20 protein-coding genes are annotated in these 22,912 nt (G+C 74.0%); 13 read left to right on the top strand and 7 right to left on the bottom strand.

Translation table 11 applies throughout. The features are described from left to right. Position 1 precedes the first annotated feature (1 nt). Entirely contained in the window at positions 2–3,229 is a 3,228-nt protein-coding gene (locus ACFQWG_RS08685; RefSeq protein ID WP_380974443.1) for a PD-(D/E)XK nuclease family protein, read from the top strand. Next, the gene (locus ACFQWG_RS08680; RefSeq protein ID WP_380974440.1) at positions 3,226–6,597 is read left to right on the top strand and encodes an ATP-dependent helicase; all 3,372 of its coding nucleotides are present in this window, start codon (positions 3,226–3,228) and stop codon (positions 6,595–6,597) included. The genes ACFQWG_RS08685 and ACFQWG_RS08680 overlap by 4 nt, the downstream gene beginning before the upstream one ends. A 32-nt stretch (positions 6,598–6,629) precedes the next feature. Here the strand turns inward: ACFQWG_RS08680 and ACFQWG_RS08675 are convergent, their stop codons facing one another. Continuing rightward, the gene (locus tag ACFQWG_RS08675; protein ID WP_380974437.1) at positions 6,630–7,805 is read right to left on the bottom strand and encodes a phosphotransferase; all 1,176 of its coding nucleotides are present in this window, start codon (positions 7,803–7,805) and stop codon (positions 6,630–6,632) included. 240 nt (positions 7,806–8,045) lie between these two features. On the opposite strand from ACFQWG_RS08675, the gene ACFQWG_RS08670 reads away from it, so the two are divergent. The 7 genes from ACFQWG_RS08670 (at position 8,046) to ACFQWG_RS08640 (ending at position 12,644) form a co-directional block, all read left to right on the top strand. Continuing rightward, positions 8,046–9,260, top strand: coding sequence for a CpaF family protein (locus ACFQWG_RS08670; RefSeq protein WP_380974434.1), 1,215 nt, complete (start codon positions 8,046–8,048; stop codon positions 9,258–9,260). After that, positions 9,257–10,117: a type II secretion system F family protein gene (locus tag ACFQWG_RS08665; protein WP_380974431.1), complete on the top strand. Its 861-nt coding sequence runs from the start codon at positions 9,257–9,259 to the stop codon at positions 10,115–10,117. The genes ACFQWG_RS08670 and ACFQWG_RS08665 overlap by 4 nt, the downstream gene beginning before the upstream one ends. Further along, entirely contained in the window at positions 10,114–11,004 is an 891-nt protein-coding gene (locus ACFQWG_RS08660; protein WP_380974428.1) for a type II secretion system F family protein, read from the top strand. The genes ACFQWG_RS08665 and ACFQWG_RS08660 overlap by 4 nt, the downstream gene beginning before the upstream one ends. Before the next feature lie 67 nt (positions 11,005–11,071). After that, positions 11,072–11,302, top strand: coding sequence for a hypothetical protein (locus tag ACFQWG_RS08655; protein ID WP_380974425.1), 231 nt, complete (start codon positions 11,072–11,074; stop codon positions 11,300–11,302). A 2-nt stretch (positions 11,303–11,304) separates the two neighbouring features. After that, entirely contained in the window at positions 11,305–11,754 is a 450-nt protein-coding gene (locus tag ACFQWG_RS08650; RefSeq protein ID WP_380974422.1) for a TadE/TadG family type IV pilus assembly protein, read from the top strand. Continuing rightward, positions 11,744–12,196: a hypothetical protein gene (locus tag ACFQWG_RS08645; RefSeq protein ID WP_380974419.1), complete on the top strand. Its 453-nt coding sequence runs from the start codon at positions 11,744–11,746 to the stop codon at positions 12,194–12,196. The genes ACFQWG_RS08650 and ACFQWG_RS08645 overlap by 11 nt, the downstream gene beginning before the upstream one ends. After that, the gene (locus tag ACFQWG_RS08640) at positions 12,189–12,644 is read left to right on the top strand and encodes a hypothetical protein (RefSeq protein ID WP_380974416.1); all 456 of its coding nucleotides are present in this window, start codon (positions 12,189–12,191) and stop codon (positions 12,642–12,644) included. The genes ACFQWG_RS08645 and ACFQWG_RS08640 overlap by 8 nt, the downstream gene beginning before the upstream one ends. A gap of 32 nt (positions 12,645–12,676) precedes the next feature. On the opposite strand, the gene ACFQWG_RS08635 is transcribed toward ACFQWG_RS08640, so the two are convergent. Together ACFQWG_RS08635 and ACFQWG_RS08630 are read right to left on the bottom strand one after the other, a co-directional pair. After that, complete coding sequence (locus ACFQWG_RS08635; RefSeq protein WP_380974413.1) at positions 12,677–13,249, bottom strand: TetR/AcrR family transcriptional regulator; 573 nt, start codon at positions 13,247–13,249, stop codon at positions 12,677–12,679. Position 13,250: 1 nt separating this feature from the next. After that, the gene (locus ACFQWG_RS08630; RefSeq protein WP_380974410.1) at positions 13,251–13,832 is read right to left on the bottom strand and encodes a sugar O-acetyltransferase; all 582 of its coding nucleotides are present in this window, start codon (positions 13,830–13,832) and stop codon (positions 13,251–13,253) included. 39 nt (positions 13,833–13,871) lie between these two features. Between ACFQWG_RS08630 and ACFQWG_RS08625 the strand changes: the two genes are divergently transcribed. The 3 genes from ACFQWG_RS08625 to ACFQWG_RS08615 are packed head-to-tail and all read left to right on the top strand — an operon-like array spanning position 13,872 to position 16,232. Beyond that, on the top strand, positions 13,872–15,107 hold the full coding sequence (locus ACFQWG_RS08625) for an MFS transporter (protein WP_380974407.1): 1,236 nt from the start codon (positions 13,872–13,874) through the stop codon (positions 15,105–15,107). Beyond that, the gene (locus ACFQWG_RS08620) at positions 15,104–15,682 is read left to right on the top strand and encodes a DUF1349 domain-containing protein (protein ID WP_380974404.1); all 579 of its coding nucleotides are present in this window, start codon (positions 15,104–15,106) and stop codon (positions 15,680–15,682) included. Before ACFQWG_RS08625 ends, ACFQWG_RS08620 begins: the two co-directional genes overlap by 4 nt. 19 nt (positions 15,683–15,701) lie before the next feature. Further along, entirely contained in the window at positions 15,702–16,232 is a 531-nt protein-coding gene (locus tag ACFQWG_RS08615; protein ID WP_380974402.1) for an NAD(P)H-dependent oxidoreductase, read from the top strand. A gap of 49 nt (positions 16,233–16,281) precedes the next feature. Here the strand turns inward: ACFQWG_RS08615 and ACFQWG_RS08610 are convergent, their stop codons facing one another. Both ACFQWG_RS08610 and ACFQWG_RS08605 read right to left on the bottom strand, forming a co-directional pair. Beyond that, the gene (locus ACFQWG_RS08610; RefSeq protein ID WP_380974399.1) at positions 16,282–16,752 is read right to left on the bottom strand and encodes an OsmC family protein; all 471 of its coding nucleotides are present in this window, start codon (positions 16,750–16,752) and stop codon (positions 16,282–16,284) included. Between the two features lie 121 nt (positions 16,753–16,873). Further along, entirely contained in the window at positions 16,874–17,377 is a 504-nt protein-coding gene (locus ACFQWG_RS08605) for a DUF2505 domain-containing protein (RefSeq protein ID WP_380974396.1), read from the bottom strand. A gap of 78 nt (positions 17,378–17,455) precedes the next feature. Between ACFQWG_RS08605 and ACFQWG_RS08600 the strand changes: the two genes are divergently transcribed. Continuing rightward, on the top strand, positions 17,456–18,910 hold the full coding sequence (locus tag ACFQWG_RS08600) for a sensor histidine kinase (RefSeq protein ID WP_380974393.1): 1,455 nt from the start codon (positions 17,456–17,458) through the stop codon (positions 18,908–18,910). Between the two features lie 99 nt (positions 18,911–19,009). Here ACFQWG_RS08600 and ACFQWG_RS08595 read toward each other — a convergent pair whose 3' ends face one another. Both ACFQWG_RS08595 and ACFQWG_RS08590 read right to left on the bottom strand, forming a co-directional pair. After that, a complete protein-coding gene (locus ACFQWG_RS08595) occupies positions 19,010–19,258 on the bottom strand; it encodes a WhiB family transcriptional regulator (RefSeq protein WP_291496800.1) in 249 nt (82 codons plus the stop codon). A gap of 173 nt (positions 19,259–19,431) precedes the next feature. Beyond that, entirely contained in the window at positions 19,432–22,704 is a 3,273-nt protein-coding gene (locus ACFQWG_RS08590) for an FHA domain-containing protein (RefSeq protein ID WP_380974389.1), read from the bottom strand. Positions 22,705–22,912: the final 208 nt, after the last annotated feature.

The following is a 22,912-nucleotide window of genomic DNA, read 5'->3' as shown; positions in this document are numbered from 1 at the left end:
CATGAGCGAAATCGGGATCGTCGTGGAGGCGCCGCGCCGGGACGGGGACGTGCTGCCTCCCCTCGACGCCCTCCAGCGCGAGATCGTCGCTCAGGCCGCCGGAGGTTCGCTGGTCGTGCGCGGCGCCCCGGGATCGGGGCGCTCCACCTGCGCGCTGGCGGTCTTCGGCGAGGTCGCGGCGCGGACGGGCTCGGCCGTGATCTGGGCGCCCGACCGGCTGCGGACCGAGGCGCTGGAGGAGCGCGCGCAGCGGCTCGCTCCCCAGGCCGTCCGGCCCGTCCGCACGCCTGCGGCCTTCGCCTACCTGGTCGTCTCGACGTGGAGGATCCGCCGGGGGGACCCGCTGGGGCCGCTCGAACTGGTGACGGGCGCGCAGGAGGACCGGATCCTCCAGGACCTGCTCGCGGGCGGCGGTATCGAGTGGCCGCCCTCCCTGCCCGAGCGGATGCGCGCGATGCCGGCCTTCCGGATGGAGCTGCGCAACCTCTTCGCCCGGGCCGGTGAGGCCGGCGTCGACGGCACCCGGCTGGAGGCGCTGGGCGCGAGCCTCGGGCGAGCAGAGTGGGAGTCCGCGGGCCGGCTGCTCGCCCGGTACGAGGACGGGCCCGGCTTCGCGCTGGAGTCGCGCGGGCGCATGCAGGCGGACACCTCGCGCATCCAACGGGTGGCCGCTCGGGTGCTGGAACGATGGGACCGGGATGCCCCCGCCCGCAGAGTCGTCGCCCCCGCCCCCGTGCCCGAGGTCGTCGTGGTCGACGACCTCCAGGACTGCACGGCCTCCACCGTCGAGCTGCTGTCCGTGATGGCGGGCCTGGGGACGCGGGTCGTGGCCTTCGCGGATCCCGATGTGGCGGTGGCCTCCTACCGCGGCGGCGAGCCTCATCTCGACCTGAGGCTCTCACGGGCGATCGGGGCGCCGATGCGCGAGCTCGGCGACGTCCACCGCGGGACGCCCGCCCTGAGGGAGCTCGCCCGCGACGTCACACAGCGGGTGACGACCACGGGTCCCGCGGGCCGCCGGAGGGCCGCGGCGGCGGGCGATGCGGGCGCGGGCGGCGGGCCGCCGGAGGGCGCGGAGCGCATCCGCCTCCATCTGGCCGCCAGCGAGGCGCAGCTCGGTGCCCTCACCGCGCGCCTCCTGCGCGGGCACCACCTCCATGACGGCGTCGCCTGGGAGGACCAGGCCGTCATCGTGCGTTCCTCCGGGGATGTCGACTCCGTGCGGCGCCAGCTGCGCCGCGGCGGCGTGCCGCTGGCCGGGGCCCGGCGGGCGTTCGCCTTCTCCCACGAGCCGGCCACGCGAGCGCTGCTGGTCCTCGTCGCCGGCGGAGCGCCCGGCCAGGCCGCGGAGGCGCCCTCGGAGCCGGAGGCGGAGGAGCGGCTCGCCGCCCTGCTCGTCGATTCGCCCTACGTCGCGGCCGACCCGCTGGACGTCCACCGCGCGCTGCGCGCTCTCAACGCCCGGGTCGTGGAGGCGGCCGACGGCGACGAGGAGGACACGGACCTCACCGCCCGGGAGGTCACGCTGGCGGACCTGCTGGGCCGGCCTCAGCTGGCCGACGGCGTCGCGGATCCGGAGCTCAAGGGGCGGCTGAAGCGCGCGTCGCGGATGTGGGCGGCGCGCTCGGGGATCGCGCTGCGGCGTCCCCGGGGCGCGCTGTGGGCGTTGTGGCAGGCGGCGGATGTCGCCGAGCAGTGGCGCGCCGGGGCTCTTGAGGGCGGCGCGGACGCCCCGTGGTTCGACGACCAGCTGGATGCCGTCATCGCCCTGTTCCGCGTCGCCGACGTGTGGGAGCAGCGCACGCCGGCCGGTGTCGCCCGGGACTTCGCCGAAGAGCTCCTGGCCGACGACGTCCCCGTCGACACCCTGGCCCGCACCGGCCAGAGGCCCGCCGGGGTGGAAGTGGCGACACCCGCCCAGGCGATGGGGCGCGAATGGGACGTCGTGTGCGTCCTCGGCCTCCAGGACGGCAGGTGGCCCAATCCCCGGCTGCGCGACCGGGTCCTGCGCGCCGACCTGCTGGCCGACATCGCCTCGGGCCGTCTGGATCCGCTGGACCCGGGCGGACGCGGCGCGGCGGAGGACCCGCGCTCCGCCCGCCGGGCCGTCCTCGACGATGAGATGCGGCTGTTCGCGGCCGCGGTCACCCGGTCCCGCCGGTTCCTCCACCTGGGGGCCGTCCGCGCGGAGAACGAGGCCCCCTCCTCCTTCATCGGGATCGCGCTGCCCCACGCCGCGCGGGGGGGCGCCCGGAGCGCGGGGCGGGAGGACGCGGAGGCGTCGCCCGAGGAGGACCTGCCTCTGGAGGAGGTCCCGCCTGCGCTGGACCTGGCGGGGGAGGCGGCGGCGTTGCGCCATCTCGCCTCCCAACCGGAGGACGAGCCTGGGCGAGACATCGCCACCACTCTCCTGGCCGTGCTGGCGCGCGAGGGCGTCGTGCAGGCGGATCCCTCACGATGGACCGGGGTGGGCGGCGTGACGACGGACGCCCTCACGGAGGCTCCGGGGCCGATCGCGCTGTCCCCGTCGAAGGTGCAGACAGCGCGCGAGTGCACGCTCCGCTGGCTCCTCGCCTCGGCGGGGGGCGACGCGCCCGCGGGGGGAGCCCAGATGCTGGGAACCCTGGTCCACGCCATCGCCCAGCGCCACCCGCACGGGTCTGAGGAGGAGATGCTCGCCGATCTGCATGGCCACTGGGACGATCTGGGCTTCGACGGCACCACGTGGGTCGGGCGAGAACAGCGGCTCCACGCCGAGGATGTCGTCCGCGCGCTTGCGTCCTACGTCCAGGGCGTGCCGGGCGGTGTCCAGACCGAGGTCCGGGTCCACGTCCCCCTGGGGGACGTCGTGCTGACGGGGTCCATCGACCGGATCGAGGAGGTCGACGGCGGCGTGCGCATCGTCGACCTCAAGACGGGTCGGGCCATCAGCGCCGACGAGGCGCAGGAGCATCCGCAGCTGGCCGCCTACCAGGTGGCGCTCGTCGAGCAGGGCCTGGACGTCGTCGGGGCGCGACTGGAGTTCTTGGGCAGCGGGAGACCTGTGGCCCGCATCCAGCCGGGGTTGCGGGGGGAGGACCTGGAGCGGTGGCGCACCGAGTTGGAGAGGTTCGGGACGACGCTCAGGGGGCCTGTGTTCCAGGCGACCCCCTCGGCGCCGGTGTGCCGGACATGCCCGTTCCGCCGCAGCTGCCCGGCGCAGGACGAGGGACGGAGGACCGTGGAATGAGCGGGCCGGATCGTCAGGGCTCGCCGCGCGCGGCGATCGGCGCGCGCGGGATCGCGGAGCTCATCGGCGGGAGGACGCCGACCGATGAGCAGGTCGCCGTCATCGAGGCGCCCGCCGAGCCGCTCCTGGTCGTCGCCGGGGCCGGGTCGGGCAAGACCGAGACGATGTCGATGCGCGTCCTGTGGCTGGTCGCGGACCAGGGGATCGCCCCCGAGTCCATCCTGGGTCTGACCTTCACGCGCAAGGCCGCCGCCGAACTCGGGGCCCGCCTGCGCGACCGGCTGGGACGGCTGGCGGCCGCCGTCCCGGGCCTGGAGGAGGCCGGGGACCCCGTCTCCCTCACCTACAACTCCTTCGCTGAACGGCTCGTCGCCGAGCACGGGCTGCGCATCGGGATCGATCCGGATGTCCGGATGCTCGGGCAGGCCGGAGCCGTCCAGATGATGGGGGACATCGTCGCCCAGTGGCACGGCGACCTGGAGGCGTTCGCCGGGAAGTCGCCGGCCACGGTCGTCACCCGGGCGCTGGCGATGGCCGGACACCTGGCCGAGCACGACCTCGCCCTGGAGGAGGCCCGCCGCGAGCTCGGGCGCTTCGAGGAGGAGCTCCTCTCCTACGCGGACGCGAAGAAAGGGCCCGGAGGCACGCTGAGGGCGATGGTCGCGGCGAACCGGGAGCGTTCCGCGCTGCTGGACCTCGTGGCCGCCTTCGACGCCCGGAAACGCGAGGCGGGGATGATGGACTTCGGGGACCAGCTCATGCTGGCGACCCGCATCGTGCGCGAGGCCCCAGACGTCGTCGACCAGATCCGGGCCGACCACGCCGCCGTCCTGCTCGACGAGTTCCAGGACACCTCCGTCATCCAGATGGAACTGCTGTCCCGCCTCTTCCGCGACCACCCGGTCACCGCCGTCGGCGATCCCAACCAGGCGATCTACGGATGGCGCGGCGCGTCTGCGGCCTCGTTGGAGGGCTTTCTCGGCCGGTTCCAGTCGACGCCGGCCCGAGAGGACCAGACGCTCACCCTGTCGACGTCGTGGCGCAACGACATCCGTGTCCTCGAGGTCTCGAACAGGGTGGCCGCCCCCCTGCGCGAGCACGCCCGAAACGCGGCGTCCCCGGTGCTGGCGCCCCGAGCCGGCGCCGGGGCCGGACGGGTGGACGTGGCCTACACATCGGACCGCGACGCGCAGGCCCAGAAGGCCGCCGACTTCATCCAAGAGGTCCGGACGCCTCGGGGCTCCCGGATGCCGACGGCGGCCGTGCTGTGTCGGCGCCGCGCCGACTTCCAGATCGTCGACGAGGCGCTGCGCGCCAGGGACATCCCCACCCAGGTGATCGGCCTGGGAGGCCTGCTCGACCAGCCGGCGGTCGCGGACGCCCGCGCAGCCCTGGAGATCGCCGTCGATGTCACGAACTCGCCCTGGCTCGTGCGTCTGCTCGCCAACCTGGATCTGGGGGCGGCGGACCTCCGGCTGATGGGGCGGTGGGCCCGGCACCTGGCGCGGCGCACCTCCGGCGCCGAGCACCCCGAGACCCTGCTGCTGGACGCGGTGGACGCCCCGCCGGAGGCGGGGTGGCGGCCTTCCCCCCAGGGGCCGGCGTTCACCGAGGCTGCGGCCGCGCGGGTGCGCGTGCTGGGCCAGCGGCTGCGCGCCGTACGCCGGGGATCCGGTCGGGGCGTCGTCGAGCAGGTGGAGCGCGCGATCTCGATCCTCGGACTGGCCGAGGACGCCACCGCCGACCCCCTGCACAACACCGGCCGGGAGGCGTTGGACGGGTTCATCGACGTCGCCGCCGATTTCGAGGCCCAGGTCCCCGGCGCGACGATGCGCGGGTTCCTCACATGGCTCGCCGTCGCCGAGGACGAGGAGAACGGGCTGGCGGGCCCGGCGGCGCAGCCCGACCCCGCCGCCGTGCAGATCCTCACGGTCCACGGCGCCAAGGGCCTGGAGTGGGACGCGGTCGTCGTGTTCAACCTCAGCGACGGCATCTTCCCCAGTCACCGGTCGACGCCTGAGAGCTGGACGGAGGACCCGGTCGCCTCCAGCGCCTGGCTGACGGCGGGCGACCAGCTGCCCTACCCGCTGCGCGGAGACGCCGACTCCCTGCCGCCCTTCGTCCCCGAGCTGGGGGACGCGCGGACCGCCCAGGCGGCCTTCAACAAGTGGGTGGACGGCGCACACAAGGCCGACCTGGGACGCCACATGGAACGGGAGGAGCGGCGCCTCGCCTACGTGGCGCTCACACGTGCGCGGGAGAGCCTGCTGATGATCGGCTGCTGGAAGGACGCCTCCGCGAGACCCCGCCCGCCCTCGCGCTACCTCATGGAACCGCTGACCGCCGGACTGACGGATGCCGACCCCTCGACAGCGGTCCCCCCCTGTCCGGACAAGGAGGCCCTCGCCGCCCTCGGCGCCGCCGGCCCCGCGCAGGCCTTCCCCCGTCGCCCGGGGCGCTCGCGGGAACTCGCCACCGGCGCCGCGCGGCGGGTGCTCGCGCGCGCCGCCTCCCTGGATCGGGCCCGCGCCTCCACCCAGCAGATCCTCTCCGCCCTGGAGGGGCACCCGGCGGCGCGCGACGTCCGGGCCCTGCTCGACGAGCGCCGCCTGCGCGAGGAACGGCGTTCCATAGTGGTGGTGCCTGCCCGCCTGCCTGCCACCAGCGTCTCCGGGATCGTCGAGGACCGAGCCGCCTTCGCCCGGGACCTGCGCCGACCCGTTCCCGCCGAGCCTTCGGAGTCCTCGGCGCTGGGCACCCTTTTCCACGCGTGGGCCGAGCGCCAGCTCAGGCTCACCAGCGGCGAGCTGTGGGACGAGCCGCTGGCCGGGGAGGAGGCGCTGTCGGCCCGGGACCGCGACCGTCTGGACGCGATGCGCGTGAACTTCTGGTCGCTGCCACTCCTGGAGCAGCAGCCGGTCGCCGTCGAGGAGCCGTTCAGCGTGGAGATCGCCGGCATGTCCGTCCAGGGCCGGATCGACGCCGTGTTCCGGGACCGGGACGGCACCGACACCGTCGTCGACTGGAAGTCGGGCCGCGTCCCCTCCGAGCTCACCACGCCGAGGGAGCTGCGCTACTTCCTCACGCAGCTGCAGCTCTACCGCACGGCGTGGGCGCGCCGCACGGGGGTCGGGGAGGACCGCGTCCGCGCCCGGGTCGCCTTCCTGGCGGGTCCGCGGATCCTCGACCTCGGCGACGTCGCGGGGATGCTGCGCGAGGCGCTGGCCCGTGAGAGCCGGTCCGGGGCCTCGCAGGCTGGGACTGCGGGGCCCGGTCCTGCCCGCTCCGCGTCGGTGCCGCCGGCCTCCCCGGGGGCGGAGCCTGCTCCGATCGAGGAGCAGGTCGCCCGGGCGTTGCGCGGCCGGTGACGGGAGCGCTCCCGCCGGGCGCCCGGACTTCGTCAGAGGGCGGGCGCTGACGGCTCCCCTGGATGTGGATGGTCCGGGCGTGGCCCGTCCAGGTCGAGGCGCTCGGTCGGCAGATCCGCGTCGCCGAGCGCGCCGGTGGACGCGTCCCCGTCATCCGCGCCGTCGGATGCGGCGCCGCCCTCGTCACCGGTCCCCTCACCGGATGGGGCGGCGCCCCGCGGTGCGCCGGGTGACGGCGGGCTTGCCGGGGCGGGCGTCTCCGCGAGAGAGGCCGGCGGACGGGCCAGCGGGTCATCGCCCAGGTCGTCGGCCAGGTCGGAGAGCATTCGGGTCGCCTCCTCGACGATGGAACGGTCCTCGGCGTGGACCCCGTGGACGAGCCAACGGACCAGGGCGAGTTCGGAGAGGAGCTGCGCGCGGGTGAGGAGGTGAAGGTCCGTGGCATGGCGGGCCAGGGAGTAGGCCTCGCGGAAGCGGTCGAGAAAGGCGTCCGACGCCTGGGCAAGGACCCAGGCCACGTCGACGGCCGGGTCTCCCACGCGCGCGGAGGAGAAGCCCGTGAGGCCCAGCACCGCGCCGTTGTCGACGACGACGGAGGTGGTCTGCAGGTCGCCGTGGATCGGCGCGGTCTGGAAGCGCCACAGTGCCACGTCCTCCAGCGCAGCCGACCAGCGGTTCCACAGGTTCGCGGGGATGACGGCGGCGGAGGCGGCCTCGTCGAGGAGCGCCAGGTTCCGGTCTCGGCACTCGGCCGCCGTGTATGCGGGCGTGTCGACGCCGGTGTAGACGCCGGGGGCCAGGTTGTGCAGCGAGGCGAGCGCGCGAGCCAGCGAGGCGGGGAGCACGAGCGAGTCCTCGAAGTCCTCCTCAGCCATGAAGCGCCCGCCCAGGTCCGGGTGGACCATGACACGGCCGCCCCCCGCAATGTGGGCGATGCCCGAGGGCCGGGGCACGTCGAAGGGGATCTGGTCCGCGTCGCGGGCGCGGGCGAGCCGCGCGAGCACCGCCGTCTGCGCCTCCAGGTTGAGTCCGCCCGTGGTGTCGTGCGGGCACACGACCAGGTAGCGGTTGCCCTGCACGTCGATGATGCCGGTGACGGAGGTCAGCTCGTCGGTGAACTGCGGCGGGCGCAGGCCCGCGACCCGCAGCCCCGGCACGGCCACGGTGGCCAGCGCCGCCAATTCGAGGGGAGTCTTCGCCGGAATCACCTGTCTACGCTACATGCCGCGCGTCCCAATCGTGCGGTCACAACGCCGCCGAGGACGTCCCTGCCGATGGGAGGGCCGCCCCTGGGAGCGGATGCGCCGCCCGGGCGGGCGGGGGACCGGGAGTTGTCCACAGATCGCCTGGAACCCCTTCCGCGCGCCCTCAAGAGCTGTTAGGTTCATCGGAACCCACCGGTGGGAAGTCGTGGAGGAACCGTTGAGGCGGGGCGCGGAGGTGACGTCATGGTCGACGGGCTCGAGGTCCGGGCCGCGCGCGTGCGCGAGGAGCTGTCGGCGCGCGGCACGAACCCGCACGCAGATTTCGAGACCGTGCGCGCGGCCGCGGAGGACGTCGTCGACGAGGCCGGAGGCCTCCTGTCTCCGCAGGACCGCGAGGAGCAGGTGCGCCTGCTGGTCTCCGAGGTCGCAGGGCTCGGTCCGCTCCAACCGCTTCTCGACGACCCGTCTGTGGAAGAGGTTTGGGTCAACTCTCCGACCCGGGTGTTCGCGAGCCGCGACGGCGTCCCGGAGCTCACCACCGTCATCCTGACGGATCCGCAGGTGCGCGACCTCGTGGAGCGGATGCTCCTCCACTCCGGGCGCCGTCTGGACCTGTCCTCCCCCTTCGTCGACGCCACGCTGCGAGGAGGGGAGCGTCTCCACGTCGTCATCCCGCCCGTCGCCGGACGGCACTGGTCGATCAACGTCCGCAAACACATCCAGCGGGCCCGCGCCCTCGCCGACCTCGTCGATGCGGGGATGGTCCCCGGAGACGTGGCGGTGTTCCTCGCCGGCGCGGTGGTCGCCGGCCTGTCGATCGTCGTCTCCGGGGCCACCCAAGCGGGGAAGACCACCCTCCTGCGGGCGCTCTCCGGCGAGATCCCCCGCACCCGCCGGGTCATCACCTGCGAGGAGGTCTTCGAACTCGACCTGCGCAACCGCGACAGTGTGGCCCTGCAGACCCGTCCGGGCAACCTCGAGGGGCGCGGCGAGGTCACCCTACGCGACCTGGTCCGCGAGTCCCTGCGCATGCGGCCCGAGTGCCTGATCGTCGGCGAGGTCCGTGGCGCGGAGGCCCTGGACCTGCTGCTCGCCCTCAACGCCGGAGTGCCGGGCCTGGCAACGGTCCACGCGAACTCGGCGCGGGAGGCTCTGGGCAAGCTCAGCCTCCTCCCGCTGCTGGCCGGGGAGAACGTGACCTCCCAGTTCGTCGTCCCCACGCTCGCGTCCTCGGTGGACCTCGTGTGCCACGTCGACCGCGACGCACGAGGGCGGCGCCGGCTGACGGAGGTCATCGCGGTGCCCGGCCGGGTCGAGGGCGGCCGCATCGAGGCCTCCCAGCTCTGGGGTCCAGACGGGGAACGGACGGCACGGGGCACGGGCGGGTTGGAGGACGACGGCCGGTTCGCGGCCGCGGGCCTCGACGTCGCGGCGCTGCTGGCCGGCGGTCGCCCATGAGCGCGGTGCTGGCCGGTCTCGGACTGGGCACGGGCCTCGTGCTCGTGCTGGCGGTGTGGGCGGGCCTGCCGCCGGTGTCCGTGGGCCGTCCCCGGTGGTGGCTGCGGTGGGCGGACCAGATCGTGAGGGCCGGTGTCTCCGGGCTCACCCCGTGGCGCCTGAGCGCTCTCAGCGCGGCGATGACCGCGATCCTGTTCATCGCCGTGCTTGCGTGGAGCGGCGTGTGGACGGTCGCCGCCGCGATCGCGCTCATGGCGATGCCGGTTCCCGCCATGGCCGTCGCGGGGCGCGCTCGGGCCCGCGGCGCGGAACTGCGGGAGTCCTGGCCGGAGGTCGTGGACTTCCTCGTCTCCGGCGTGCGCGCCGGCGCGGGCCTGCCAGAGCTCCTGTGCGAGCTCGCCACCGTCGGCCCCGAGCCGTTGCGTCCCCAGTTCGCCGCCTTCGCCTCCGAGTACGGGGCCGATGGGCGCTTCAGCCCGGCGCTGACCCGGCTCAAGGAGCGTTTCGCCGATCCTGTGGCAGACCGCATCGTGGAGGCCCTGCGCCTGGCCCGCGACGTCGGCGGGAGCGACCTGTCGGTCCTCCTGCGCGATCTCGGTGTGCTCCTGCGTGAGGACGCGCGTGTGCGTGGGGAGCTGGAGGCGCGCCAGTCCTGGACCGTCAACGCGGCCAGACTCGGGGTGGCCGCTCCGTGGCTGGTCCTCCTCATGATCGCCTCCCAGGCGCAGGCGGGCGCCGCCTACTCGACTCCGGAGGGCGCGGTCGTGCTGGGCGTGGGGGCCGCCGTCTCGATCATCGCCTACCTCGCCATGAAGCGCCTGGGCGCCCTGCCCACGGATCGGAGATCGCTGCGATGACGGAGCTGGTGTGGGCGGCGGTGGCGGGGGCGTGTCTGGGCGCCGGGACGCTGTGCGTGTCAGCCAGCTGGCGTGCGGCGCATCCGAGCCTCGCGATGCGCGTGCGCCAGGGCGCGCCCGGAGCACCGGCCCGGACGGTCGGCGGCCCCCTCGGGTGGGCGCGGGCCTGGATGCTGCGGGCCGTCGAGGCCATCGGGTCCACGACGCCCTCCGTCGAGTACCGTCTCCGGTTGCTCGGACGCCCCGCGGAGGTCGGCGCATTCCGGCTCCAGCAGTTCGTCGCGGCGCTGCTCGCCATGGTCGTCGCCGGTTCGGCCTGCGCCGCGGGACTCGCCCACCGCGGTGGCGGGGCGGCCCTTGTGGTCCCGGTCGTCGGCTTGTCCGCGCTGATGGGAGCGGCGGCGTGGGACCAGGTCCTGTCGCTGAGGGCCGGGTCCCGGCAACGCGCCCTGGACGCGCAGGTGCCCGACGCCTCGGAGCTGATGGCCCTCGCCGTGGGGGCGGGCGAGTCGGTGCCGGGCGCACTCGAACGGATCGCGCGTATCTCGTCGACGGATCTGGCGGGCGAGCTGGCCCTGACGGGTGCGGAGATCCGGATGGGCGTCCCGACGTCGCGGGCGCTCGCGGACCTGTCCGCGCGCAACGACTCGCCGTCGCTGGACCGCCTGTGTCAGACGCTCATCACCTCCATCGAACGGGGCTCCCCCCTCGCCCAGGTGCTCCAGGACCAGGCCCGCGACATCCGCGAGGCCACGCGCCAGCGCCTCATGGAGGAGGGCGGGCGCCGCGAGATCGCGATGCTCCTGCCCGTGGTCTTCCTCATCCTTCCCGTCACCGTCCTCTTCGCCCTCTACCCCGGGCTCATCGCGCTCGAGGTCGGCCCCTGAGGAAGCCGATCCCCGCGATCCCCCGACCGCGCCCCGTCAGCCATCAGGTCCCTGTGAGGAGACGCCCATGGAACATCTCATCCGCCGAGCCCGCCGACGCCCAGCGCCTGGCCACGCTCCCGTGCCTCCGGATCGGCGGCAGGCCGTCGGCGTCGGCGACCCCGAGCGGGGCGACGTCCCCGGCTGGGTCTTGATCACCCTGATGACGGCGGCGCTGGTCGCCGCGATCTGGGCGATCGCCAACGTGCAGCTCACGGCGCTCCTGGAACGCGCACTGGAGAAGGTCTCGGGGATCTAGCCATGGAAGGCGCCGAAGCGCAGGACGCTCCGCTGACCGGGGGTCCCCCAAGGGGCGTCGCGAGGAGGGGCGAGCGCGGTTCCGAGGTGGTCTCCCATGTCCTCATCCAGGGGCTCGTGGTCCTCCTGGTGCTCATGGTCATGCAGCTGGCCTTCGCCCTCCACACCCGCAACCTGGCGATCTCGGCCGCCGGAGAGGGAGCGCGCCGTGCCGCACTGGCGGGAGGGGACACCGCCGAGGCCGCCGCCCGCACCGGGATCCTGCTCGACCGGTACCTGGGGGAGGGGCGCCCCCGGGAGATCTCGGTGAGCACGGAAGCCCGGGCGGGCGGCGGGCGCGGCACCGTGGTCGTCACCGTGCGCACGGCCCTGCCCCTGCTCGCCGGATGGGGGCCCTCGGGCTGGCTGACGGTCCGGGGGCGTTCCGTCGCGGAGGTGCCCGGTGGGCCATGACCGTCGGGCGCACCCGCGTGGCGGGGCCCACCCGGATCGGGAGGGAGGGGAGGCCGTCATCGAGTTCATCGTGCTCACCGTGGCCGTGGTGGTGCCCGTGATCTACCTCGTGCTCGCCCTGTCGTCGGCCCAGGCGGGGGTGTTCGCCGCAGAGGCCGGGGCCCGTGAGGCCGCGCGCGTGCTCGCCGCCGACCCAGCCAGCACGGACATCGCCCGCGAGCAGGTGGAACTGGTCTTCGCGGACTTCGGCCTGCCGCCCCCGACGGAGGTGGAGATGGAATGCGTGCCCTCTGGGTGCTCGGGCCCGCGGGCCCGCATCCGCGTGCGGGTCTCGACGACTGTCCCCCTGCCCCTCGTCCCGGCCTGGGTGGGCGATGGGGGGCTCCTCCCCGTCGCCGCGACATCGGAGACCCTCATCGGGGGACTGAGGCTCGATGGCTGACGGGGGGACGGCGGAGGACGCCGAGGACGGGCGGATCGCGCTGCTCGTCGTCGGGCTCATCGCCGTGGTGCTTGCGCTCGTGCTGGCTGGCACCGCGATCACCGTCGTCCACGTCCAGGACCGCCGTCTCTTGGCGTGCGCGGACCGCGTCGCGGCCGCGGCCTCGAACGTCGTCGACGCCGGCGCCTACTACGGCGGGGAGGGACGGGGCCAGGGGCTTGTCCCCTCCCCCTCCGGCGCGCGCGCCGCCGCAGGCGCCGCCCTGTCCGAGCTCGCCGGGTCGACCTGCTCGGTGGGTCGCGGCGTGGTGCTCGAGGAGGTCACGGCGCGCGGCGGGGAGGTCCTGGTGACGGTGAGCGCCGTCGCCGACCTGCCGCTCGTCCCGCCCGCGCTCGGGCCGGTGCCCGCCCCCGCGCTGGTCGCGACCTCGTCCGCGCGCACGTCCTGAGGCGGGCGGTTGCGACCTGTCAGGTGCCCGGGTCAGTCCTCGGGTCCCCGAGTGATGCGGTCGATGGCGATGACGACGTCCGCCGGGTCGGGCGTGGAGACGTCGAGGGCGCGGTGGATGGTCAGCCCCTCGATGAGGGCGTCGAGCAGACGAGCGGTGGTCGGATCGAAGTGCTGCTGCAGCGCGTGCCGGCTGCGCGCCATCCAGGTCGCGGTGAGGGTGCGGTAGGCGGGCTCGCGCGCGGCCAGGGTGTAGAGCTCATGGGTGAGCACGAGGTCCCGTTCGGTGCTGAAGACGTCCTCGGTGATGAGGGCCGCGACCGCCGCTCTGGCCTCGTCTCCGGTGGTCGCCGAGGACATGCGCCTCTCGAAGCGCTCGGCGATCGTTCCGGCGAACCGGGTGAACGCCTCGCGCAGCAGCTCGTCCATGCCCGTGAAGTGGTACGTCATCGAGCCGAGCGGGACGCCGGCCGCGGCTGCGACGCGGCGGTGCGAGGTGCCGGCCAGGCCCCGTTCGGCGATGACATCGAGACAGGCGTCGATGATGCGGTCCCTGCGCTTCGGATCGTGGCGCGGATTCTCCCGGGCGGAGGTCGTCTCGGGCATCTCAGATCCTCCTGAGGGCTCGCGCGGGGTTGCCCACGGCCACCACGCCCGCGGGGATATCGCGGGTGACGACGGATCCGGCGCCGATCACAGAATCGCTGCCGATCGTGACGCCGGGGCAGACGATCACCCCGCCGCCGAGCCACACGTTGTCGCCGAGGGCGATCGGGCGGGCGGCCTCCAGCTTGTCGCGGCGCGTCTGCGGGTCGATCGGGTGCGTCGGGGTGAGCAGCTGCACATTCGGCCCGATCTGGCAGTCCTCGCCGATGACGATCGGGGCGACATCCAGCGCGGTGAGGTTGAAGTTGACGAACGTCCTCGCCCCGATCGTGATGTGCTCGCCGTAGTCGACGCGCAGCGGCGGCTTGACGAACGCATCTTTCCCGAGGTGCCCCACCAGCTGCGCCAGCCAGGACACGGCCGTGCCGTCGTCGCGCACGAAAGCCCTCTCGAACTCGGCGGCCAGGCGCACGGCGCGCGCGGCCCGGGCCGCGTTGTCGGGATCGTCGGCGATGTAGAGGTCGCCCGCGAGCATGCGCTCCCGGTTCGTGCGGGGATCGCCCGCGAAGTGATCGGTCGTCATGCGTACGATCGTACCCGAGCGGCATGTACGATCGTACGCATGACATCTCGCACGTCGGTCCGGCCCTCCGAGGAGGACCGCAGGGCGCGTGCCGCCGTCGCGGCCCTGTTCTTCACCAACGGCGTCGTCTTCGCCAACCTCGTGCCGCGCTATCCCGAGATCAAGACCGCCCTCGATCTGGACAACGCCTCTTACGGCCTCGCGGTGGCGGCGTTCCCGATCGGCGCGATCGTCGCGGGACTCGCCTCCGCGACGCTGATCCGCCGGTTCGGATCGGGCGCGGTCGCTGCCGCGGGCATGATCCTGACCAGTCTCGGCGTGCTGATGGCGGGGATGGCGCCCTCTGTGGGGCTCTTCGCCGCCGGGCTGTTCCTCGGCGGAGCGATGGACGCGATCACCGACGTCGCCCAGAACGCCCACGGGCTGAGGGTGCAGCGCCGGTACGGGCGGTCGATCATCAACGGGTTCCACGCCACGTGGTCGATCGGAGCGGTCGTGGGCGGATCGATGGCAGCCGCCGCAATCGCGGCGCACCTGCCGTTGGGGATCCACCTGGGCATCTCCGCCGCGATCTTCGCAGTGGTCTCTCTGATCGCGCTGAGATTCTGTCTGCCCGGCGCCGACGACGCGGCCGACGAGGACGCGGTCGCCGACCGGGACGAGACCGAGGCCTCGCTGCGTGCCGGGGTCTCTCCGCAGGTCGTCACGACCGTCGTCGCCCTCGTGCTCATCGCCATCGCCGGCACCCTCGTGGAGGACTCCGGCAACTCGTGGGCCTCCCTGTACCTCTCCGGTTCGCTGGGCGCCCCGGCAGCGGCCGCCGCGTCTGGCTACATCGCCCTCGTCGGCGCGCAGTTCGTCGGCCGGCTGATCGGAGACCGGCTCGTGGACCGCTTCGGGCAGCGTGCGGTCGTCCGCGCCGGCGGTCTCATCGTCGCGGTCGGCATGGGCCTAGCGCTGGCCGTCCCGTCGGTCCTGGGAACGATCCTGGGATTCGCCGCCGCCGGGTTCGGCGTCGCCTCCTTCGTGCCCGCGGCCATGCACGAGGCCGACCGGTTGCCCGGACTCAGACGCGGCACGGGGCTGACCATGGTCTCCTGGCTCATGCGCCTCGGCTTCCTCTTCTCTCCGCCGGTGGTCGGCTTCATCGCCGATCACGCCGGACTGCGCACCGGGTTGCTCGTCGTCCCCGCCGCCGGGGCTCTCGTCGTCCTCCTCGCGGGCGTCCTCCGGGGCCGCCGCGATCCGATCGACCGGATGGCGGACCACACATGACGGACATCGACTGGGGCCGGGGGCGCTGGACCCATCCCCCGGCAGACCACCGGCTGACCGACGAGGGCTTGTCGGCCACCGCCGCCGAGGGGTCGGACGCCTGGCGCCTGACCTCCTACGGATTCATCCACGACTCGGAGCACGCGCTGCTGACGCCGTTCGCGCCGGAAGGAGCGATGGAGGTCACCTTCGTCGCGGACTTCTCGGACCAGTTCGACCAGGCCGGCCTGTTCCTGCGTGCGACCGGCGAACGTTGGGTGAAGGCCGGCGTCGAGTTCTCCGACGGGGCTCTCCAACTCGGCGCCGTGGTCACGAACGGTCATTCGGACTGGTCCGTGTCGCCGGTCGCCGGCTGGAACGGGCGGCCCATCACGATCCGCGCGAGCTGGGCGGGCGATGCCCTCACCCTGAGGGCGTGCCCCGAGGGGGAACCGTTGCGCCTGGTGCGGGTCCTTCCGATGCCGCGGACCCTCGCCCTCTCAGTGGGTCCCTACCTGTGCGCCCCGACCCGCGCCGGCCTGAAGGTCGACTTCACCGCGTGGCGCTTCACCGCAGCCGACGACGCGCTGCACTGAACGAGAGGGAGAACCATCCATGTCGAAGGATCTCGTCCTGGTCTTCCACCCCGATCTGGCGGCCTCCGTCGTCAACAGGCGATGGGTCCAGGAGCTGGGGCGGCACCCCGAGCGTCACACCGTCCACGATGTCCACGCCGCCTATCCCGACGGGCGGATCGACGTCGAACGCGAACAGAAGCTGGTGGAGGACCACGAGCGGCTGATCCTGCAGTTCCCGATCTACTGGTTCAGCTGCCCGCCTCTGGTCAAGACCTGGCTTGATGAGGTCCTGACCAGCGGCTGGGCGTATGGCCCGGGGGGAGATGCGCTCGCCCGGCGCCCGGTGGCGCTGGGCGTCACCGCCGGCATCCGGGAGTCCGACTACCGCCGTGACGGCCGCTACGGGCACACGCTGGCGGAAGCCCTCACGCCCTTCGAGATGACCTTCCAGTACACCGGCGCGGACTTCCGGTCCTTCTACGCGTTCTACGGTGCGGAACACGGGCCGTCGACCGAGGCCGTCGCCCGGAGCGCCCGGGGGTACCTCGAGTTCCTGGAGCGCCTCTAACCCTCGGCCGCGGGCGTCCGGCGCGGGGCCCGCGAAGGCCGTCGCCCTCTCAGCGGTCGACGGGCTCCGAGGTGAAGGTGCGCGTGTAGGTGACGCCCCGGGTGATGGTGTGCCCGACCGTGCAGCTGCGGTCGATCGCGGCCTCGGCGCGGCGCAGGAGCGCGTCGTGTTCCTCCGCGCTCAGGCCGGTGAGGTCCTGGACGAGCTCCACCTGGAAGGAGTCGTAGCGGTCGGCGTCCTCGTCGTAAACGCCCGAGACGCCGATGAGCTGCTGGAAGTCTTCACCCAGGGCGCGCTGCAGACGGGCGTCGGAGGACATCGCGTTGCATCCGGCCAGCGCGATCTTGAGCAGATCCCCCGGTGAGAAGCGCCCCGGCCCGTCGCCGATGAGCACCTCGGCGCCCCGCGCGTTGCGCGCGACGTACCGGCGGGTCCCCTGGCGCTCGAGGTACAGGGGAGCGGTTGGCCCGCCCTCGGCTGTCGGGGCGGGATCAGGAGTGGTGCGGGTGGTGTCGTCCATGGGGACATTGTCCCTCAGGCCGGCCGCCGGTCGCCCGCTGAGTCCGTGGAGCGCCCCTCCCCGCGTCGCTCGCCTGCGGAGTGCGGCGCTGTCCTCCGCACGAGGGAGGAACGCGGGGAGGTCAGGCGGCCGGATGCGCGTCGAGCCATTCGCGTGCCGCCTCGGGCTCGGTCTCCAACGCGCCCCGGATGGCGCCCGCCGCCTTCTGCTCGATGGCGCCGCCGACCAGCGGCACCGAGACACGGATGTCGAGTTCCACGGTCGCCTCCGTCGACTCCCCCCGGTCGGCGAGCGTGAGCCGCGCCGAGGCCGACACAGGCGCCCCGCTCACTGTGACATCGACGGTCCCGCGGCGCTCGCCACCGGCCTCGGGCGCGAGGACCAGGGCGATCCGAGCGGACAGCCCGGAACGGACGAAGCGGCGGGCCGCAGAGGGGAGGAGCGAGGGGTCGCCGGCCGCGGCCGCGACGACGGTCGTGGTCCCGTCCTCTGCCACGTTCGCCTCGACGCTCGGGTCGAGGATGCCCCGACGGTCCAGACGGCGGAGCAGGTGGTCGGGATCGGCGTACATCTGCGAGATCCGGCTCAGCGGCGCGGGGTAGACGAACGACTGGGTGATGTGCATGGGGACGGTCCTCCTCATCGGCTGCGGCGACGGGGATGCGGCCTGATCGCGCCCGGTCCCCGGCACTACAGTGGTGCCATGCGAAGCCTGATGCAACTCGCCGAGGAGGCGTCCTCGACCCCGCTGTCCGATGCGGACATCGACTGGCTTCACCTGCTGCTGGCGGACTGGCAGGTCCTCGCCGACCTCGCGGCGGCCGACCTGGTGCTGTGGCTGCCCACGGACGACAACCGGTTCATCGCCGTGGCTCACTGCCGTCCCGCCACCTCCTCGACGGTGCACCTCGACGACATCATCGGGCTGTACCTGCCGGCGGCCCGGGAGGGGGAGCTGCGGCGCGCGATGTCCACCGGCCAGGTGGTGCGCCCGGCGGTCGCCCGGTGGGCTGGCACCTACTCGATGATGGAGACCTGCGTCCCGGTCTTCCACGACGGGCGCGTCATCGCGGTCATGACGCGCGAGTCGAACCTGTCGTCCCCGCGCCCCTCGATCGGGTTCGAGGGATGGACCGTTGCCGCCGCCGACATCCTGTGCCAGATGATGACGCGGGGGGAGTACCCCTACGACTCGACGCCCACGGTGACGACCCACGGCGTGCCCCGAGTGCTCGACGGTGTCATCCTCCTCGACGAGGAGGGGCGGGTCAAACAGGCCACGCCCAACGCGGTGTCCTGCCTGCGGCGCCTGGGGATCCGTCATTCGATGGTCGGGCGGGTCCTCGCCGAGGACATCACGGCCGTCGTCTCCGACGAGACCATGGTGGAGGAGACGCTCGCCGTCGTCGTCATGGGACGGGCCTCCTGGCGCGTGGAGATTGCGGCCCACGCCTCGACGATCACGATGCGCGCGCTGCCACTGATCCAGGGGCGGATGCGTCTGGGCGCGATCATCCTCACCCGGGACGTCTCCGAGGTGCGTCGCCGCGAGCAGGAGCTCATGACGAAGGACGCGACCATCCGCGAGATCCACCACCGAGTGAAGAACAACCTCCAGACGGTCTCCGCCCTGCTGCGCCTCCAGGCCCGCCGCTCGGACTCCGAGGAGGTCCGGAGCGCGCTCAAAGAGGCCGAACGCCGCGTCCAGGCGATCGCGACAGTCCACGAGGCGCTCTCGCAGAATGTGGACGAGGAGGTCGACTTCGACGAGGTCGCCCGCTCCGTCCTGAGGATGTCGGGGGCGGTGGCCACGACGGATCACTCGGTGGATGTCCACACGACCGGCAAGTTCGGAGTCCTCGCGGCCGACCAGGCCCAGGCGCTGGCCACGGTCCTCAACGAGCTGGTGGCGAATGCCGTCGAGCACGGCCTGGCGGACCGCGACGGGCTGGTCGACATCGAGGCGCGGCGCTCGGCCCACCTCCTGGAGGTGCAGGTCCGTGACAACGGCGTTGGATTCGAGGACGGGACGCCGATGACCGGCCTGGGGACGCAGATCGTGCGCCAGATGGTGACCGGCGAGCTTCACGGCTCCATCGAGTGGCTCCACGGGGAGGCCGGAGGAACGGTCGTCGTGGTGCGTATGCCGGTGGAGTGAGGCCTGGAGCCGCGCGAGGCCTTCACGGCCGGCGCGGCACAGGGGCCATGTTCAGCCGACCGGCCGAGCGGCCAGGCGCCGACCGTGCGGGTCGGCCGCTCAGGAGGCGCGGCGGGCGCGGGCGGCGCGGCGCTTGAACGAACGACGCTCCTCCTCGCTCATGCCGCCCCAGACCCCGGAGTCCTGATTGTTCTCGATCGCCCACTGCAGGCACACCGTCTGGACGGAGCAGGTGCGGCACACGGCCTTTGCCTCGGCGGCCTGGGCGATTGCGGGGCCCGTGTTCCCGATGGGGAAGAAGAGCTCCGGATCCACACTCAGACAGGCCGCCTCACTCCGCCAATCCATACCCTGACTCCATTTCGATGCCGTCGACCTGTGGGGTCGACGTTCACGGGACGCCTCACAAGAACAGGCACAAGTGTTGCCCATCGTCACGGGCCGGGCAAGAGCGGCGACGCATAACGGCACGCCCATGAGATGTGCAAAGAATCACAATGGAGGGATTCGTTGAGCGTATGTCACACCCGGCGGTCCGGCGGCGCGCCTCCGGGCGGGCCCTCCGCGAGACCGGCGGGAGGGCTCCTGAGCGCCATCCGCGCGAGATGGCCCCGGTCCAGGATGACGCCGGTGCCCTCCTCCCAGCACTCCGCCGCGAGCACGGGATCCGCGGTGCGCGCGAGCTCGTGGAGGACGCGCAGCACGTCTGCACCGGGATCGGCGGCCAGCACCGTGCGATCGGGCGACTGCCGGATCTGCATCCACTCGTGGGATCCGAGGGCCCGGATGTCAGGAGGCGGAAGACCGGCCTCGCGGTGGGCGCGGACGATCGACGCCCGGGCGCGGTCGGGCCGGTCGCCGACGACGAGCCAGGAACGGCCGGCGCGGGCATGGAGGGCCCGAAGTTCCGGCCCGACCAGCGCGACGCTCCCCCTGTCGCCGCCCGAAGGCGGTCCGGACAGGGACGCGACGCTCCACGGCCGATGAGCGCGATCCGCCTCGGGCGATTCGGATCCCGGGCCGCGGCCCGGCCGGAGCTCCCGGGGGATCTGGCACACCAAGGGCTCCCCTCCCGTTCCGCCGAGGGCCCCGGGAACGCTCCCGGGCGCGCGGACCAAGAGGAACCGGCCCGGCACGCGACAGCGGGGCGCCGTGGATGGCAGGCCGGCGTGCAGGGCGTCCGCGTCGTCGACGACATGCGCAAGCCGCCAGGCGAACGCAGAGGCCCCCTGGCCGGTGGCACCCCACTGGCCGGGTGTCGCCGCGACGACGACCACGCCCGAGCGGTCGGCCTCCCCCAGGAGCCGCGTCCACAGGGCCCGCCCCCGTCCCGGGCCCAGAGCCAGGTCAAGGCCCGCTGCCATCGCCTCCACGTCGTCGACCACCACCACGGCGGGTGCATGCCGGGTGACTCCGGCGAGCAGCTGGGCGCAGGCGCCCGCGTCCTCCACGTCGAGCCAGCTGGCCCAGCGGCCCGGAGGTCGGGGCGCGCGGGAGCAGACGTGGAGGGGAGCTCCGCGTCCATCCCCGATCCGGCTGCCGAGGGCGAGCGCCGTGCGGGCGAGGTGGACCGCCGCATGCTGGGGTCCCTCCACCCGCAGGGAGCCGCCCGACCAGAGGAGGGGCGGGTGGCCTCCCCGGTCGATCCCGTCGACCAGGCCCAGGGCCACGCCTCCGGGCGGGCCCGGCCACCCCTCCGCGACCTCCTCGACCCGCGTCCAGTCCAGGTCCTCCGGCAGAGCCGGAGCCCACAGGCTGCGCCGCCGTTCTCCCGCCGACGCCCACCCCGCAGCCACGCGCCGGACGGCTGAGCCCGCGTCCTCGGCCCAGGCGACCTGGAAGGGGCCTCCTTCGCGCAGCAGGGCGCGTCCGGGAACACGGGGCAGGCGCGCGGCGTCGGGCGTCCCCAGGATGTCCAGGGAGTCGGCCTCGTCCACGCATCTGAGCGCCAGGCGGACCTCGATGTTCGCCCTCATCGCCGGCGTGATGGCCCCAGAGGGCCTCTGGGTGGCGACGATCAGGTGGATTCCCAGCGAACGCCCCTGGGAGGCCAGACGCACCAGGGAGTCGAGCGTGCGAGGGTGGGACTCGGACAGGACGCGGAACTCGTCGACGGCGACGACGACGCGGGGCGGTGCGGGCGGGGCCTCCCCCCGCTCGTGGGCGCGCTGCCAGCGCGTGAGATCGGCGAGGCCGTGTCCGGCGAGCTCCCGCTCCCGTCTGACGAGCAGGGCGCGCAGACCTCTGACCGCCCGATCGGTCGCCTGCGGGTCCAGGTCGGTGAGCACGGCCTCCGTATGGGGCAACCCGGCCAGCGGCGCGAAGGCGGCGCCGCCCTTGTAGTCGACGAGCACCAGACGCAGATCCTCGGGCGGGGACTGCTCGCACATCGCCAACAGCCACGTCGCCAGGGCCTCTGACTTTCCCGATCCGGTGGTGCCCGCCACCAGCGCATGCGGCCCGTCCTCGACGAGGTCCACGGTGACGGGGCCCCGGGCGTCCCGTCCGAGGACGACGCGGAGCGAACCGGGCCGGGAGGCCGCGCGCCGGTCGGCGGCCCGGACACGTTCGCCGAAGGGCACGCTCGTCGGCGGATCGCCCGGTTCCCGCCCGGCGTCCGGGCGACGCGGCGGCGCCGTCTGTTCCCACCACAGGGAGGAGTCCGGGGCGAGGTCCGCGGCGATCACGCGTTCGCACCAGGCCGGCAGCTCGGCGTAGGTGGACGCCACTCCGATGTGGAGCACATCCACCGCGCCGGGTCCGCGTTCGCACACCGGGCATTCCGGCCGGTCCACCAGGTGCACCTCCGTGCGCCCGTCTCCCAGGACCCGGGGCGGGGACGGCCCCTCGTGGACGGTGGCCCCGCCCGTACGCGCCGCCACCTGGGCGCACCACCACCGGGCCGCTGCGCGCGCATGAGGTCCGACCGCCCCCAGCGTCCGCACGGCGTCCCCTCCCCGCGCGTCTGCCCCGAGTCCCACCGTCACGGCGCCGCCGGGCCCCGCGCGCGCGGGCCACACCAGGGCCGAGGAAGGCTCCGCCGGGCGATCCCCCGACCGGGCGGGAGGCGCCGAGGCAGGCAGCGCGGCGATGACCAGCGCGAGGCCGGCGGCGTCGTGCCGCGCCCACCGTCGACGCCGCCGTTCCCGCAAGAGGACGAGGACGCCCCCCGCGACGAGGGCCGCGGCGGCGATCCCCGCGGCGGTGGCCCCCGGGGAGACGGCCCCGGAGGCCGCGAGCCGCCATCCGAGGAGGCTGAGGGCCATCAGCAGCGGCGGCGCGGCCACCCGGGCGGCGCGCCCGCGGGGAGGCGGCGGGGTCGGCCAGGACAAATCCCCGGGGCGGTCGCGCACTTCGAAGCGGTCGCGGCCGATGACCAGCTGGTCCCCGGTTCGCAGCGTCCTCCCCCCGTCGCCCGGGCGACGGGCGGGGGAGATCCGCCTGGCCGTCCACCGGGGATGCCCGCGGCGCCGGACGCGTGTCCCGTTGGAGGACCCGAGGTCGGCGACGCGGGCCACCGGCTCGCGGGCGCCGCGACGCCGCCCGGCGGCGGGCCGCACCAGGGCATGGCGCCGTGAGACGCGCGGATCGCGCAGCGTCGGGTCCCCCTCGCGGCCCAGCAGGACCTCGCCCGTCAGGGCGGCGACGGCGCCGATGTCGGGGCCCTCGACGCATGCCAAGTGGTGCGGGGCTCGGAGAGCCTCCTCTGGCGCTCCCGGCCCCTCCCTCTCCGACGTCTGAGGCGCCGCCGGACCCGGTGGCCCGCCACGGCAGGTGGACGTGGCGTCGTCCATCGGCGCCCTCCTCTCGTCTCCGTTCGAACGGGCACCGCCCGTATCGGCCCGGTCGGCTCGCGGGGGCCGCTCCGGGGGTCCCGCCCCGATCCTCGAGGGCGGCTCCGGCGCGCGCACCGTGCCCGGGCTGCGTCTGTGGAAAGGCGTCCGGTTCCCTCGCGTCCTGTGGACGGCTGGGGCTGAGATGGGGCCGGCCCGTTGCGGGGCC

It is taken from the genome of Schaalia naturae, from assembly GCF_042665795.1.
Taxonomy (GTDB): Bacteria; Actinomycetota; Actinomycetes; order Actinomycetales; family Actinomycetaceae; genus Pauljensenia; species Pauljensenia naturae.
The sequence above is the reverse complement of the archived record's forward strand: the minus strand, read 5'-3'. Positions and strand labels throughout refer to the sequence as shown.

Coding starts and splice junctions, on each gene's coding strand:
- ACFQWG_RS08595 (WP_291496800.1), bottom strand. CDS start 19,258: ATGGATTGGCGGAGTGAGGCGGCCTGTCTGAGTGTGGATCCGGAGCTC.
- ACFQWG_RS08640 (WP_380974416.1), top strand. CDS start 12,189: ATGGCTGACGGGGGGACGGCGGAGGACGCCGAGGACGGGCGGATCGCG.
- ACFQWG_RS08660 (WP_380974428.1), top strand. CDS start 10,114: ATGACGGAGCTGGTGTGGGCGGCGGTGGCGGGGGCGTGTCTGGGCGCC.
- ACFQWG_RS08610 (WP_380974399.1), bottom strand. CDS start 16,752: ATGGACGACACCACCCGCACCACTCCTGATCCCGCCCCGACAGCCGAG.
- ACFQWG_RS08590 (WP_380974389.1), bottom strand. CDS start 22,704: ATGGACGACGCCACGTCCACCTGCCGTGGCGGGCCACCGGGTCCGGCG.
- ACFQWG_RS08670 (WP_380974434.1), top strand. CDS start 8,046: ATGGTCGACGGGCTCGAGGTCCGGGCCGCGCGCGTGCGCGAGGAGCTG.
- ACFQWG_RS08680 (WP_380974440.1), top strand. CDS start 3,226: ATGAGCGGGCCGGATCGTCAGGGCTCGCCGCGCGCGGCGATCGGCGCG.
- ACFQWG_RS08665 (WP_380974431.1), top strand. CDS start 9,257: ATGAGCGCGGTGCTGGCCGGTCTCGGACTGGGCACGGGCCTCGTGCTC.
- ACFQWG_RS08615 (WP_380974402.1), top strand. CDS start 15,702: ATGTCGAAGGATCTCGTCCTGGTCTTCCACCCCGATCTGGCGGCCTCC.
- ACFQWG_RS08620 (WP_380974404.1), top strand. CDS start 15,104: ATGACGGACATCGACTGGGGCCGGGGGCGCTGGACCCATCCCCCGGCA.
- ACFQWG_RS08650 (WP_380974422.1), top strand. CDS start 11,305: ATGGAAGGCGCCGAAGCGCAGGACGCTCCGCTGACCGGGGGTCCCCCA.
- ACFQWG_RS08625 (WP_380974407.1), top strand. CDS start 13,872: ATGACATCTCGCACGTCGGTCCGGCCCTCCGAGGAGGACCGCAGGGCG.
- ACFQWG_RS08600 (WP_380974393.1), top strand. CDS start 17,456: ATGCGAAGCCTGATGCAACTCGCCGAGGAGGCGTCCTCGACCCCGCTG.
- ACFQWG_RS08605 (WP_380974396.1), bottom strand. CDS start 17,377: ATGCACATCACCCAGTCGTTCGTCTACCCCGCGCCGCTGAGCCGGATC.
- ACFQWG_RS08655 (WP_380974425.1), top strand. CDS start 11,072: ATGGAACATCTCATCCGCCGAGCCCGCCGACGCCCAGCGCCTGGCCAC.
- ACFQWG_RS08630 (WP_380974410.1), bottom strand. CDS start 13,832: ATGACGACCGATCACTTCGCGGGCGATCCCCGCACGAACCGGGAGCGC.
- ACFQWG_RS08635 (WP_380974413.1), bottom strand. CDS start 13,249: ATGCCCGAGACGACCTCCGCCCGGGAGAATCCGCGCCACGATCCGAAG.
- ACFQWG_RS08685 (WP_380974443.1), top strand. CDS start 2: ATGAGCGAAATCGGGATCGTCGTGGAGGCGCCGCGCCGGGACGGGGAC.